At 34.5% G+C, this 13,339-nt stretch carries 14 protein-coding genes; all 14 read left to right on the top strand.

What is annotated here, in order from left to right; genetic code table 11:
* Positions 1–382 precede the first annotated feature (382 nt).
* The 14 genes from MKX67_RS14165 to MKX67_RS14100 all read left to right on the top strand — a co-directional run bounded on the left by MKX67_RS14165 (position 383) and on the right by MKX67_RS14100 (position 13,317).
* The gene (locus tag MKX67_RS14165) at positions 383–2,014 is read left to right on the top strand and encodes a YceG family protein (RefSeq protein WP_095372859.1); all 1,632 of its coding nucleotides are present in this window, start codon (positions 383–385) and stop codon (positions 2,012–2,014) included.
* 13 nt (positions 2,015–2,027) lie between these two features.
* Positions 2,028–3,137 carry a toxic anion resistance protein gene (locus tag MKX67_RS14160; RefSeq protein ID WP_095372860.1) on the top strand — a complete coding sequence of 370 codons (1,110 nt, stop codon included), beginning with the start codon at positions 2,028–2,030 and terminating at the stop codon, positions 3,135–3,137.
* Between the two features lie 22 nt (positions 3,138–3,159).
* Entirely contained in the window at positions 3,160–3,771 is a 612-nt protein-coding gene (locus tag MKX67_RS14155; protein ID WP_095372861.1) for a TerD family protein, read from the top strand.
* A 118-nt stretch (positions 3,772–3,889) separates the two neighbouring features.
* A complete protein-coding gene (locus tag MKX67_RS14150; protein ID WP_307313209.1) occupies positions 3,890–4,600 on the top strand; it encodes a toxin in 711 nt (236 codons plus the stop codon).
* A gap of 26 nt (positions 4,601–4,626) precedes the next feature.
* On the top strand, positions 4,627–5,607 hold the full coding sequence (locus tag MKX67_RS14145; protein ID WP_095372863.1) for a thymidylate synthase: 981 nt from the start codon (positions 4,627–4,629) through the stop codon (positions 5,605–5,607).
* A gap of 133 nt (positions 5,608–5,740) precedes the next feature.
* A complete protein-coding gene (locus tag MKX67_RS14140; protein ID WP_095372864.1) occupies positions 5,741–6,226 on the top strand; it encodes a dihydrofolate reductase in 486 nt (161 codons plus the stop codon).
* A gap of 656 nt (positions 6,227–6,882) precedes the next feature.
* Positions 6,883–8,151 carry a threonine ammonia-lyase IlvA gene (gene ilvA, locus MKX67_RS14135; protein WP_095372865.1) on the top strand — a complete coding sequence of 423 codons (1,269 nt, stop codon included), beginning with the start codon at positions 6,883–6,885 and terminating at the stop codon, positions 8,149–8,151.
* 85 nt (positions 8,152–8,236) lie between these two features.
* Positions 8,237–8,425, top strand: a complete 189-nt coding sequence (locus MKX67_RS14130) for a twin-arginine translocase TatA/TatE family subunit (RefSeq protein ID WP_095372866.1) — start codon at positions 8,237–8,239, stop codon at positions 8,423–8,425.
* Positions 8,426–8,626: 201 nt separating this feature from the next.
* Positions 8,627–9,370 carry a twin-arginine translocase subunit TatC gene (gene tatC / locus MKX67_RS14125; protein WP_307313215.1) on the top strand — a complete coding sequence of 248 codons (744 nt, stop codon included), beginning with the start codon at positions 8,627–8,629 and terminating at the stop codon, positions 9,368–9,370.
* A gap of 86 nt (positions 9,371–9,456) precedes the next feature.
* Positions 9,457–9,711, top strand: a complete 255-nt coding sequence (locus tag MKX67_RS14120) for a DUF2535 family protein (RefSeq protein WP_095372867.1) — start codon at positions 9,457–9,459, stop codon at positions 9,709–9,711.
* 310 nt (positions 9,712–10,021) lie between these two features.
* Entirely contained in the window at positions 10,022–10,867 is an 846-nt protein-coding gene (locus MKX67_RS14115) for a DegV family protein (RefSeq protein WP_095372868.1), read from the top strand.
* Between the two features lie 158 nt (positions 10,868–11,025).
* Positions 11,026–11,598, top strand: a complete 573-nt coding sequence (locus MKX67_RS14110; RefSeq protein ID WP_307313221.1) for an SCO family protein — start codon at positions 11,026–11,028, stop codon at positions 11,596–11,598.
* 309 nt (positions 11,599–11,907) lie between these two features.
* Positions 11,908–12,723, top strand: coding sequence for an SGNH/GDSL hydrolase family protein (locus MKX67_RS14105; protein ID WP_342488376.1), 816 nt, complete (start codon positions 11,908–11,910; stop codon positions 12,721–12,723).
* A 12-nt stretch (positions 12,724–12,735) separates the two neighbouring features.
* The gene (locus MKX67_RS14100) at positions 12,736–13,317 is read left to right on the top strand and encodes a YpmS family protein (protein ID WP_095372869.1); all 582 of its coding nucleotides are present in this window, start codon (positions 12,736–12,738) and stop codon (positions 13,315–13,317) included.
* Positions 13,318–13,339 lie beyond the last annotated feature (22 nt).

Here is a 13,339-nt window from a genome sequence, read left to right as displayed (position 1 = left end):
TGAATAATGAAAGAAAGGCAGCCAAAAAGAGTAAATCAAGCATTATAAATATTGAGGAGTTTAAAGTTCGTTCCAGTATTTTTAATTCTGAATCGATATTAGGTAACTTGGAACGCTTCGCTAACATTCTCATTTTTAATCCATCCTTTGATTACATTTATCCTTTCGTTTGAAGCAAATACAGGTATCCTTAGTAATGCAACTATATGCATAACCACAGTAAATGGTGAAAATGGCAGAAGCCCTTATTCAATAGCTTCAAATCGTAACTATTTATGTTAAGATGAAATGGATACGTGTTTATAATCATTGTTTCTAAAACAACAATATATATACAAAATGAACCTGTAAGACGAATGTATTAAAGGGAAGGGATCAGTCAATGAATGTCACTCATAGTCATGTGAAAAATATCCGAATGGCAGTTACATATGAAGGGTATAAAGAAGCATTAAAAACGCCACTAAATGAAAGGCCGATGTATGAGGTGGCCAATCGTACACTTACTTATAATCAAATCTTTCTCCGGTTATTAGGTGTACCATTAGACGAGGATGCCTATTATAATGAACTGTTTGACCTAGCTAATGATCCAACGATCGATATTTCAGTAATTGGTGAAGACTATTTAGACAAATCGATGAATAATGAACATTTTAAGTCCATCCAAAAGGTTATTAATATCCATAGAGATCAGCAGCTTTCAATTAATCGATTTGTCGCTTTTTTAGATGGGGAAGGATTACTACTTCGTTCAGAACTACCAGCTATTCAGCGTAAAATCCGCGAAGCATTAATGGAAACATTACAACTTTTCTCTGATAAAGAGGAAGGTGGGCTTAAGCATAATGATTTGCGTAGAATCTTAACAGATCTTATTAAATGGTCTCATAACCATTTGGGAGAAAGCTTAACCAACGCTGATTTAACAGTAAAGCTCCCGAAATTTATTTGGTATGGACCTTATAAAAAAACGCATGCTTACTTTATTTACTATTTACTTTCGCTCGGTTGTGATGTGATTTACATATCACCTAGTGGAGAAGATGCGTTTGCCTCGTTTCAATTAGATTGGGCAAATACTCCGGTACATCATTTTCAAAATAAGAATGAGGCTGAACCTTTTCCAACTGAAAAGCGACGAAGAAAATCGACCGTTGCCTATCGTGCATCAAAAGAAATAGAATCGATACTTAATCAAGATGGATCAGGTATTTTTAAGCCATGGCAATTACGAGAATATTTGCCCGCGTCGCTGACGTTGAAAACAACTTATGATGAACTTTTTCTACTTGTTAAAGAAAAGGCGATGATTCGCCCTAATTTTGATGTGGCAGACAAGGTTGTGAAAATTCCGCACGTATTTGCAAAAATTCAAGGTGTCAGTAGAGACCGCAAAGAATACTGGGAAAGGCTTCACACACTTGAAGAAAACGATCATAGTTATTTAATCCGCTCTTTTCCTTTTTCAAAAGGGGTGAGCAGCGATTATCGCTACCATTATCGTAATGCACTTGATCAAGACGGATTAGTTGATCCAGATAAAGTGATGAATGCTCATTTTTGGACTTACAAGCATTTACCTAATGGCTTACAGCAAGGGATAGCCTATGCGATAAGAAAAATTTGTGAAAAATCATTATTAAAAAAACAAGCAAATGAATCTGAAGAAGATTTAAAGGTTTATATTTTTGCTCAAAGTATGCAACTCCAAGGTAAGATGCTACAACTCATTCAACGTTTTGATTATTCACAAGATGTACCTAAGCTTATCTTATTTAATAATGAATTAAATGGCTTAATGAGTCGCCATGATGCCGTATTGCTACTTTTGATGAATCAGTTCGGTGTGGATATCACCGTTTATAATCCAGCAGGACATAATGATATTGAGAATTATATTGATGAGCGTTTATATGATGTTCATTGGTTGGAAGATGTCATTTTTGAATTAGAGTATAAAGAACCATCTTTCATAAAATCTGCACTAACTAAATTTTTCAAGAAGTTATAAAGGAGTGAAATAAATGAATTCATCTGATATGCAAACGAATTTGGATGTCATTTCAACAAACCCAGAAGACAAGTTAACAGAAGCATCTGCGAGTCAAATTAAACTAGCTTTAAGAGAAAATAAAGAGGTTCAACAACTCTCTGCCTCAATAGACGAGCGCGATCAAATCCAAATTTTGGAATTTGGTAAAGAACCAGCGGAGGAGATATCCAAGTTTTCTGATCAAATTCTCGGCAATATGAGAACAACAAAAGTAGAGGATTCCGGAGAATTATTGAAACAGCTTGGAAAAATTATGGATCAGTTTGACCCGAAAGATTTTGAGAAAGAAAAGCCAGGTTTCTTTGATAAACTCTTCAAAAAGGGCGAAAAACTTATTGAAAAGTTGTTTGGAAAATACCAAACAATGGGCAAGGAAATCGATAAAATTTATGTTGAAATCTCTAAATATCAAAATGAAATGGTTGAAGCAACCACTACGTTAGATAGGATGTATGAGGAAAACTATCAATATTACCTTTCCCTTGAACAGTATGCTGTTGCTGGTCAGATGAAATCTGATGAACTCAAAGCCAATCAATTGCCACAATTAGAGCAAAAAGCAATTGCAGGTGATCAAATGGCCTCTATGCAATTAGATACTCTAAGAAATGCAGTCGAATTATTAGATCAACGAGTGTATGATTTAGAAATGGCGAAAATGGTTGCATTACAAACGGCACCACAAATCCGTATGCTTCAAAGAGGGAATACGAAGTTAATTGGGAAAATTAATTCAGCTTTTGTGACGACGATTCCAATCTTTAAAAATGGACTTATTCAAGCGATGGCAGCGAAAAGGCAAAAGCTCGTTGCTGATTCGATGAGTGAATTAGATCGCAGAACAAATGAAATGTTAGTTAGAAATGCGCAAAATATATCACAACAAAGTACAGACATTGCAAGACTTGCTGGTGGACCAAGTATTAAGATTGAAACAATTGAACAGTCTTGGGATATCATCATGAAGGGGATGCAAGAAACAAAGTCGATTGAGGAAGAGAATCGCAAATTAAGAGAAGAAGGAACGAAAAAATTAGAACAGTTGCAAGATAATTTTCGCAATATGAAAAACAAGAGATAAAAAAACAAAGGGGAGATAAACAATGGCGATTAGTTTACAAAAGGGACAAAGAGTAGATTTAACAAAAGGGAATCCAAGTCTTTCAAAAATACTTGTTGGTTTAGGATGGGATCCAGTAAAGCAAAAAAGTAGTGGTGGACTATTAGCTGGTCTCTTTGGAGGCGGTGGGGGTGTCGATATCGATTGTGACGCTTCGGTTATACTGCTTGGGGATAACGATAAATTACGTAACAATAAAGATGTCATTTATTTTGGAAATTTAAAAAGTGGTGATGGAAGCATTCAACATACCGGTGATAATTTAACGGGCGATGGAGATGGTGATGATGAACAAATCCTTATCGATTTGAGTCGTATTCCTAGTCATATCCATAAACTTGTATTTGTTGTTAATATTTATGATTGTGTAAAACGAAAACAACATTTTGGTATGATTCAGAATGCTTTTATTCGCATTGTCAATTCAAATAATCATCAAGAGTTAATTCATTTTAACTTAACGGAAAATTACGATGGGAAAACAAGTTTAGTTGCTGGTGAGATTTACCGCCATGGTCAAGACTGGAAATTTGCAGCGGTAGGGAATGGTACGCAAGCTGCTAGCTTAAGCGATATTGTTCGTTCTTATTCATAAGTGTGCTAGATTAAAAGGGCTGATCTTTGATTAGTCCTTTTTATATTTAATGAAAATCTATGATATAATTAATAGACTAGTAATGATACGATTAATGATAGAAAAGGGAGGAACAGCTATGAAAAAGTGGATATTTACAGGCTTATTTTTAGTTGTTTCCTTAACATTAATGGGAAGTTCACAAGCCGATATCGGTGCGATTCAGTTAAAGAACTATCCATATTCTTCAGAACTAAAGCAAGCAGTTGATCTTACATCAGCGGATTTGTTAGGAGAGATTGTCTTATTACCAACAGAATCTTTTGATGAAATAGAAGCAGCTGCCATCATATCCCGCTTGGACCAATTACCGTCTACCTTATTACAAAAAATAGACAATCAAAATATTAAGATTAAGCTTTTTTCAGGCAGGTTGACAGAGAATCCTAGCGTAAAACATCTAACTGGAATGATTCCACGTGGATATACTTCATCAACGACATGGGATCAAGTTCCAGGCATTGGTGGAGGGAAAACAGTGCTTGTAAAAATAGGCTATAGTGACCAAGGGATGGACCATGGCTCCGTTAATTTGGAATTACATGAGCTGGCACATTCCATTGATCGTTATATCTTTGAGGAAATCCGTTCGAATAGCCAATTTATTCGTATTTGGCAAGAAGAGCAACCACGATTATTTCCAAATGACTCCTATTTCTCTACGTTTTCCGAAGAATATTTTGCTGAGAGCTTTGCCCTTTATTTTTTGAATGTAGAAACGAGAAGTTACTTGTATGAAAATGCGCCAAAAACGTTTTCTTTTATTAGACAAATGGCCCATAATCATTAAGATATAAAGTTTAAGAGGTGAGTATCATGGAGAAACATCCAGAACAGGCATATTTAGACATGCTACAACATATTTTAACAAATGGACAAAAGAAACAAGATCGTACTGGTACTGGAACTTTAAGTGTTTTTGGCTATCAAATGCGTTTCGATTTAAGTCAAGGATTCCCATTATTTACAACAAAGCGTGTACCGTTCCGTTTAATTGCAAGTGAATTACTCTGGTTTATTAAAGGTGATACAAACATTCGCTATTTATTGCAGCATAATAACCATATTTGGGATGAATGGGCGTTTAAAAAATGGGTTGAATCAGATGAATATAACGGTCCTGATATGACAGACTTTGGTAGACGTTGTTTAATTGATAACGAGTTTAATGAAATCTATCAAAAAGAATTACAACAGTTTTGTGAAAGAATCCTTACTAACGATGAGTTTGCAGAAAAATACGGAGATTTAGGAAATGTATATGGAAAGCAATGGAGAAATTGGACTGCTTCAACTGGGGAAGAGCTTGACCAGTTAAAAGATGCGATAGAACAGATAAAAAATAACCCTGACTCAAGACGAATCATTGTGAATGCATGGAACCCTGAAGATGTGATCAATGCAGGTGGAAAAGGAAGCAAAGCTGCATTACCTCCTTGTCATGCCATGTTCCAATTTTATGTCATAAATGGTAAGTTGAGTTGCCATCTATTACAACGCAGTGGCGACACCTTCTTAGGGATTCCATTTAATGTGGCTTCCTATTCGTTGCTCACTCATTTAATTGCTCATGAGTGTGGTTTAGAGGTTGGTGATTTTGTTCATACAATCAGTGATGCGCATATTTATTCGAATCATCTTGAGCAAGTACAGGAACAATTATCAAGAACACCAAAGGCATTGCCGCAACTACGAATTAATAACAATAAAACCTCGATTTTTGATATAGAAATGGAAGATTTAACAATTGAGGGCTATGATCCTCATCCAACAATTAAAGCCCCAGTTGCCGTTTAAGTAGACCAAGCACTCATCATGGGATGAGTGCTTTTCTTTTGCTGAGAAGCTTTATTATTGGATTTTCTTTTCAAGTGCAGAGAATTATATTAAACTTATAATTAATTGCTAGTGCCGATTGGAGGATATGAAAATGATTTCATTAATTTGGGCAATGAGTGAAAATAGAGTGATAGGAAAAGATAATCAGTTACCGTGGCATTTACCAGGGGACTTGCAGTTTTTTAAAGAGACGACGTTAGGTCACCCAGTTGCGATGGGGAGAAGAACATGGCTCTCACTTGGAAGGCCACTTCCAGGAAGAGAAAATATTGTCATTACTAGGAATACAGATTTTTCTCCAGAGCAAGCAACAGTATTAAATTCGATTGAACAATTAATTACATACAGTCAAGAAAAACAGCAGGAAGTTTTTGTCATTGGTGGAGCGCAAATTTATCAATCTACTTTACCTTATGCAGATAAGCTCTATATTACCAAAATTCATGCTGAAATCGAGGGTGACACAAGCTTTCCATCATTCGACCTCACCGAATGGAAACAAGTGTCCGTCGAGAAACGAAGCAAAGACGAAAAAAATGCTTACGATTACGAATTTCAAGTATATGTTAGAAAATAAAATAGACGGCTTCTTTATGAGCCATTAAAAACACGAAGTGGCTTCGTGTTTTTTTCATGGTCTCCTATGAAGTATTTGTTCTTTGTCTATTTGCCTACCCTAAAACAGGCAAGGAGTAAGAAAATGCATTATGCGGCGTAACTATAAACGTTAAGCTATTAATCTCTTTTTTTGATTACTTAAGAATGTCCAAAAACAATTATATGTTATGGGTGGGTACACCTACATTTATCTTTTTTCTGGTGATCCTTATAAAATAATATCATTTCTACCAGTTGTCATCTTTTTTCTTCTGACTCTTGCATGTAAACATGACATTGCCAATTTGCCCTCATACCATGAATAACGTAAAATCACATTTGAAAAAGCGTTCATCCCAGTTTTTACTTCTAAAAAATCGTGCAACCCATTATTGCTCGGGAACAATTATAAGTGTATGTACTCCAAGTCTTATGCCCGATTCACTATAATCTCCTCATCAATTTTTTTCTATGAAGTAAATGATTATTATTCCATATATAGGAAATTAAAAAATCAGAAATAAAGTAACCGTTTTCATTTTTAAAAAAACATGAATTTTTAAAAAATTGTGCATCAATCTATTATTCTCATGTTATAATGTACAAATTACAAAAGGAAAAGGGATGAGTTGGCAAATGGAACAGAGAGCAGTGAAAGAGAAAATGGTGCAATTGGAGGATATCTTAATTGCGTACCAGCACTTAAAGGATATCGTTGCCCATACACCGCTGCAAAAAAATAATCGCTTGTCTGAAAGATATGAGTGCAATGTGTATATTAAACGGGAAGATTTGCAACATGTACGCTCTTTTAAACTAAGAGGTGCCTATTATTCAGTGATGTCATTACCAGAGGAACGGATAAAGAACGGCGTTGTTTGTGCAAGTGCAGGCAATCATGCACAAGGGGTTGCCTATGCTTGCCATCGATTAGGTATTAACGGGAAAATCTTTATGCCGGCAACTACACCTAAACAGAAAGTAAGCCAAGTTGAATTATTCGGCAAAGATTCAATTGAAATTATTCTTGTTGGCGATACATTTGATGATTCATTCGCTGAGGCTCAGGCTTGCTGTAATCAGGAAGGGCGCACATTTATTCATCCCTTTGAAGATGAGCATGTGATAGCTGGTCAAGGAACTATTGCTGTTGAAATGCTTCATGATTGCGATGAACCAATTGATTATGTTTTCGCAAGTATTGGCGGGGGCGGATTGATGTCTGGTTTGTCCACGTACATTAAAAGTGTGTCACCTTTAACGAAAATGATTGGTGTCGAGCCTGAAGGAGCTTCTTCGATGAAGGAATCCGTTCAACAAAATCAAGTCGTGGCCCTAGATGAAATTGATAAATTCATCGACGGTGCAGCAGTTAAAAGAGTGGGTGAGATGACATTTGATATTTGTAAACGATATGTAGATGACATTATTAGCGTCCCAGAAGGAAAAGTTTGTACAACAATATTAGAATTATACAATGAGCATGCAATTGTTGCCGAACCAGCAGGAGCATTATCAATTGCAGCTTTAGACTTTTATAAAGATGAGATTAAAGGAAAGTCAATTGTATGTGTTTTAAGCGGTGGAAATAATGATATTGAAAGAATGCAGGAAATTAAAGAACGATCCTTGTTGTATGAAGGGTTATTGTATTATTTTATTGTTAATTTCCCTCAAAGAGCAGGGGCATTACGAGAGTTTTTAGATGAGGTGCTTGGTCCTACGGATGATATTGTAAGATTTGAATATACAAAGAAGAACAATAAAGGTAGTGGTCCAGCTCTAGTCGGTATTGAGCTAAAGAATCGACGTGATAATCATAGTTTAATCGAGCGCATGAATAAAAAAGGATTCTCTTACCAAGAAATTAACAATGATGAAAATTTGTTTCATCTTTTAGTCTAATGATTGTTAGGAATTAATTGACTTTTCTTTTAAAATAACGCTATAATGGGGATGGCTTGAACAACAGTTTAAGGGGATGTTTTTCATGTTTTCAAACATAGGTTTTCCAGGACTTATTCTCATTCTTGTGCTGGCACTCATCATCTTCGGTCCAAAGAAATTACCCGAAATTGGTCGCGCGCTAGGTGATACATTAAGAGAGTTTAAGAAATCTACGAAAGAATTAGCCAATGACGATGATGCTGAGAGAGAGACAATGAATAAAAAGGCCTAATCGATAGGGCTACATATAGTTATGAAAATGAATAATTGTGAAAATTAGAAACATGTATTAGTCAAAGTAATCAACTACTTTTGACCTAACCACATGTTTCTCGTTTTTTGTGTAGGTTTTCCATTTTGTTCGTCTTTAAATAGTGGACAAAAGTGAAGCAAGATTCAACAGGTTAAATTGAAAACGAAGCAGGAGTAGGTTATGAAACAAGAAGAATTGAATTATATTGAGCATCTAGAGGAATTAAGAAAGCGGTTAATTCTTTGTATAGTGGCATTTGTATTGTTTTTTATTGTCGGTTTTCTGTTCGTCGATCATATTTACCAATGGTTTGTCCGTGATTTGAAAGAGCAGTTAATTGTACTTGGACCAAGTGATATCATTTGGGTGTATTTTACGATTGCTTCTGTTATTGCCATAGCTGGGACAATACCAGTTGTGGCATTGCAATTATGGCAATTTGTTAAACCTGGACTTGTGCCTAAAGAGAGAAAAATTACATTAGCTTACATTCCAGCTCTTTTTGTATTGTTTTTAGTTGGGTTAAGCTTTGGTTATTTTGTCATTATGCCTACATTGTTTAACTTTTTGACTGGGTTAAGTGAAGGTATGATGGAAATGAGTTTTACGGTAGATAAGTATTTTCAGTTTATATTTCATATGACGTTGCCTTTTGGAATACTATTTGAATTGCCAGTTGTGGCGATGTTTTTAACATCCCTCGGGATGATTAACCCATACGTGTTAACAAAAATCAGGAAATACGCTTATTTTGTTCTTGTAGTGATTTCTGTTATTATTTCACCACCTGATTTAATGTCAGATATTATCGTCAGTATTCCGCTTCTTGTCCTATATGAAATCAGTATTACCTTATCAAAAATCGTTTATCGCAGAAAGTTAAAGAAAGAACAATTAGAAGCATTGGAAAGCTCCTCATCATAATTTTAATAAGCACAAAAAATCTAGAAGAATTATTAAACGAAATGATGTATAATACGATTAAACGGGTGAAAATGAGGATTGATATTTTGATATGTAAAAGCCTAGAGTTCAGAAATGTATTTGGACAGAAGGTGAAGATTACAGAGATTCCTTTAGTGGATAAGGATAGTCCTTGTTTTTTCTTAGTACACATTCGACTACAGCAGTTTGTAACGAAAATTTATCATACGGAACATTGTAAGACAACTGTGTACTCATTTAAAGAGTATTTAAAACGTGTGATGAAGTGGTCAGATGTTGAGATGGTATTTCAAACAAAAGAATTAAAAAGCAATGCATGATAGATCCCGTAAAGGGGTCTTTTTTTTAGTGTAGTGAACAAGTTGAGAAAGTTATAAAAAGGGTCCAAATAGTTATAAAAGCTAATATGCCTGTGAAATCATGTATTTTAGTTAACATTTATTTTGAAAGGTTTTTTGTTTTGTTTATTGATTATTTGTCCAGTTTACCTAACTAAAAAAACATTAAATAAATATAATAATCTTTTTTATTGTAATTTTGACAGTATAAAGACGTTTCAACATAAATCTTTTAATCGCAGTGATATACATGTATAATGAAGGTTGAATTGCTATGATAGGACGTGAATGAATGACTAGAATAAAAATTGTAACGGATTCAACTGTTGACTTATCAGCTGAAATGATTACAAAGTTAGATATAGCTGTTGTACCATTATCAATTAATATTAATGGACAATCTTATGAGGACCGTGTCGATATTACGCCCCAAGAATTTCTGGATTTAATGCGACAGTCTGATGAGCTTCCTAAAAGTTCTCAACCTGCAACAGGGACATTTGTAGAATTGTATGATCAACTAAACAAAGATGGTTACGACGAAATTATTTCTATCCATATGACTGGAGGAATGAGTGGGACAGTTGATTCTGCTCGAACTGCTGCAGACATAACAGAGGCCAATGTGACTGTTATTGATTCTCGCTTCATTTCAAAAGCGTTGGCATTTCAAGTCATAGCTGCTGCTGAACTCGCAGATAAGGGAGAAGATTACAAGCGTATTATCCAGAGAATTCAAGAAATTCAAGAAAATACGAAACTTTATGTTGTTGTAGACACTTTGGAAAACCTGATTAAAGGTGGAAGAATAGGAAAAGGCAAAGGTTTAATTGGCTCTCTATTAAATATTAAACCGATTGCTTCGTTAGCAGATGGCGTGTATACACCAATAACAAAGGTACGAAGTCACTCTCAAGTGATAAAGTTTTTATCCAAACAATTAGTAGAAGATGCAAAAGGAAAGACGATTAAAAGTGTAGGAATTACCCATGCGGGTGGTTTAGAATTAGCAAGAAAACTCAAAGAAGTAATCAGTGAATTAACAGGCTTTAATCATGTAACAATAGAGGATACAACACCAATTATTAGTACCCATACTGGTGAAGGCGCAATTGGTTTTTGTTATCACATCGAATAACCTTTAAGCAGTAAATGCCTCTTCTATTCGATTATTAGAAGAGGTATTTGCATTATTTTCCTTTGTTCACATAGATGTCATACTTTTTTCTTCATTCAAACAATTTCGTTTGGTACATTAATGTTGAATTGATAAATACATAAAAGCAGGTGAAAGTGTTGAAAAAATTAGCCGCGGTTATTGGTCTTTTTACAATTATTCTAGCCGCTTGTGGCCAAAGTGGTATAGAAAATGCACTAAACTATGATGTGGGAGATTTTAATTATACTAATCAAGACAATCAGGCTGTAGGTTTAAGTGATTTAGAGGGGAAAGTATGGATAGCTGATTTTATTTTTACTAGCTGTGAAACGGTCTGTCCACCAATGACATATAATATGAGTCAATTACAAGATAAGGTTAAAGAAGAAGGGATTGAAAATGTAGAGTTTGTTTCTTTTAGTGTTGATCCAACTGTGGACAGTCCTGAAGCATTAAAAGATTTTGCGAACAACTATGAAATAGACTTTTCAAACTGGCATTTTTTAACGGGCTATACCCAAGAAGAGATTGAAAGCTTTGCTGTTGATTCTTTCAAGTCATTAGTAAAAAAACCAAAGAATGATGATCAAGTCATTCATCAGACTTCAATTTATTTAGTCGATCAAAATGGTGTGGTTATGAAGGATTATGATGGTGTATCCGATGTTCCTTATGAAGAAATCATTGCCGATATAAAAAAAATACAATAATTTCATTCAACAGATCTTAGAAGCAAGACCAAGCCTAAAGTGTAAACTCAAAGCTTGGTCTTGCTTCTTTTTTGTGCTAATATATTTACCTCTTTAAGTATTGCTTTTAACTTCATTTCATAAGAGTATCAAGTGAAAAAATGTTTCTTCTGTACCCATAGATGGTATTTTATTTAAATTATTCTCTTCATTTAAGTTTAATAGTGGTTAAAAGAGTATAATTTAATATTATTAAGTAATCACACTTTTTTATGTGATTACCACAACATGATATAATGAAACATACTTTAATAAAGAGGTGAGAAAGAATTGAAAAGAATATTCACCTTATTACTATCAATCATGGTTCTATTGGCGGGTTGTAATACCAATGCGATGACAAGCGATAATGAGGCCGCTGAAGCAAAACAAATGGAGGATTTAACTAAACAAGATATTCCTGCAGAATTTTTCCCCATTGATTTAAATGTCGTATCAATAGGTGATTCATTGACCCAAGGTGTAGGCGACACGACTGAAAGTGGTGGGTATATACCCTATTTAGAGAAGCTCTTAGAGGAGCATCGGTCGATTAATTATACAAGTTTTATTAATTATGGTGTAAAAGGGAATCGGTCAAACCAATTATTAGAACGGCTTAATATGGACAAAGTAAAAAATGCGGTAACAGAATCGGATCTCGTTATTATTACTATTGGTGGCAATGATATTATGAAGGTAGTCAGATCTAATTTTACCAAATTAAATGTAGCTGCTTTTGAAAAAGAACAAGATGTTTTTGAAGATAATTTAAATACAATTCTACATACCATTCGCGAATATAATCCGAAGAGTACAGTATTATTAGTGGGATTATATAACCCTTTTTTAGAATGGTTTTCAAGCATTAAAGAGCTAAGTTTGATCATGCGTCAGTGGAATATAGCCAGCCAACAAGTACTAGGTGAGTATGAGAATATGTATTTTGTAAATGTAGATGATATTTTTGAAACGAGTGAAGAAAATCTACTATTCACAGATCATTTCCATCCTAATGATCGAGGATATGAATTAATGGCAGGGAGAATTTATCAAGTTTTAGATCAAATAGGAATTAAGTCTGTCATTGAAAATAAACAGAATTAAGGGGGAGCTTCATTGAAGGGGAATAAATGGAAAGTGCTTTTCTTAGGGCTACTGGGTATAATCATTCTATTTGCGCTTATTTTATTTATTATGGTTAGTATTCCAGCGAAGGATGACCCTTATGAAAGTGTGCAATTAAATGAGGCGGATTACGCTCCATTTCATATATCAACAAATAAAAATGATTTAAACCTATTAATTAATCATTACTTAGAGGAAGAAATTTTAGACGGAGGACTGGACTATGAAGTAAGGTTGGATGATGAAGTGAATTTGTACGGCACCTTACCGGTATTCAGTCAACAGTTGCGTTTAAGAATGTCTTTTGAACCCTCTGTATTACCAAACGGGGATGTTGTATTGGAACAAAAGGATTTATCTATTGGCCAAATGGATTTACCGATCTCCTTCTTACTCAAACTAATTAATAATCATTATAAAACACCAGATTGGGTAGTCATCCAACCAAATGAAGAGAAAATCTATGTAGCGTTAACAGAAATGGATTTAAAAAGTGATATAAAAGTAAAAGTGAATGAATTCAATTTAGAAGAAGATGATATTGACTTTACTTTATTAGTACCGGTAAAGTAAGCATTAACCTGTAGCGAGTACT

Source organism: Cytobacillus sp. FSL W7-1323 (assembly GCF_038595015.1).
In the GTDB taxonomy this organism is placed as follows: domain Bacteria; phylum Bacillota; class Bacilli; order Bacillales; family Cytobacillaceae; genus Cytobacillus; species Cytobacillus kochii.
Note: the sequence above shows the minus strand (reverse complement) of the source record. Positions and strands in the feature narration are given on the sequence as shown.

Excerpts from the sequence above, each read along its gene's own strand:
- MKX67_RS14165 (WP_095372859.1), top strand. The coding sequence starts at position 383 with ATGAATGTCACTCATAGTCATGTGAAAAATATCCGAATGGCAGTTACA.
- MKX67_RS14160 (WP_095372860.1), top strand. The coding sequence starts at position 2,028 with ATGAATTCATCTGATATGCAAACGAATTTGGATGTCATTTCAACAAAC.
- MKX67_RS14155 (WP_095372861.1), top strand. The coding sequence starts at position 3,160 with ATGGCGATTAGTTTACAAAAGGGACAAAGAGTAGATTTAACAAAAGGG.
- MKX67_RS14150 (WP_307313209.1), top strand. The coding sequence starts at position 3,890 with ATGAAAAAGTGGATATTTACAGGCTTATTTTTAGTTGTTTCCTTAACA.
- MKX67_RS14145 (WP_095372863.1), top strand. The coding sequence starts at position 4,627 with ATGGAGAAACATCCAGAACAGGCATATTTAGACATGCTACAACATATT.
- MKX67_RS14140 (WP_095372864.1), top strand. The coding sequence starts at position 5,741 with ATGATTTCATTAATTTGGGCAATGAGTGAAAATAGAGTGATAGGAAAA.
- ilvA (WP_095372865.1), top strand. The coding sequence starts at position 6,883 with ATGGAACAGAGAGCAGTGAAAGAGAAAATGGTGCAATTGGAGGATATC.
- MKX67_RS14130 (WP_095372866.1), top strand. The coding sequence starts at position 8,237 with ATGTTTTCAAACATAGGTTTTCCAGGACTTATTCTCATTCTTGTGCTG.
- tatC (WP_307313215.1), top strand. The coding sequence starts at position 8,627 with ATGAAACAAGAAGAATTGAATTATATTGAGCATCTAGAGGAATTAAGA.
- MKX67_RS14115 (WP_095372868.1), top strand. The coding sequence starts at position 10,022 with ATGACTAGAATAAAAATTGTAACGGATTCAACTGTTGACTTATCAGCT.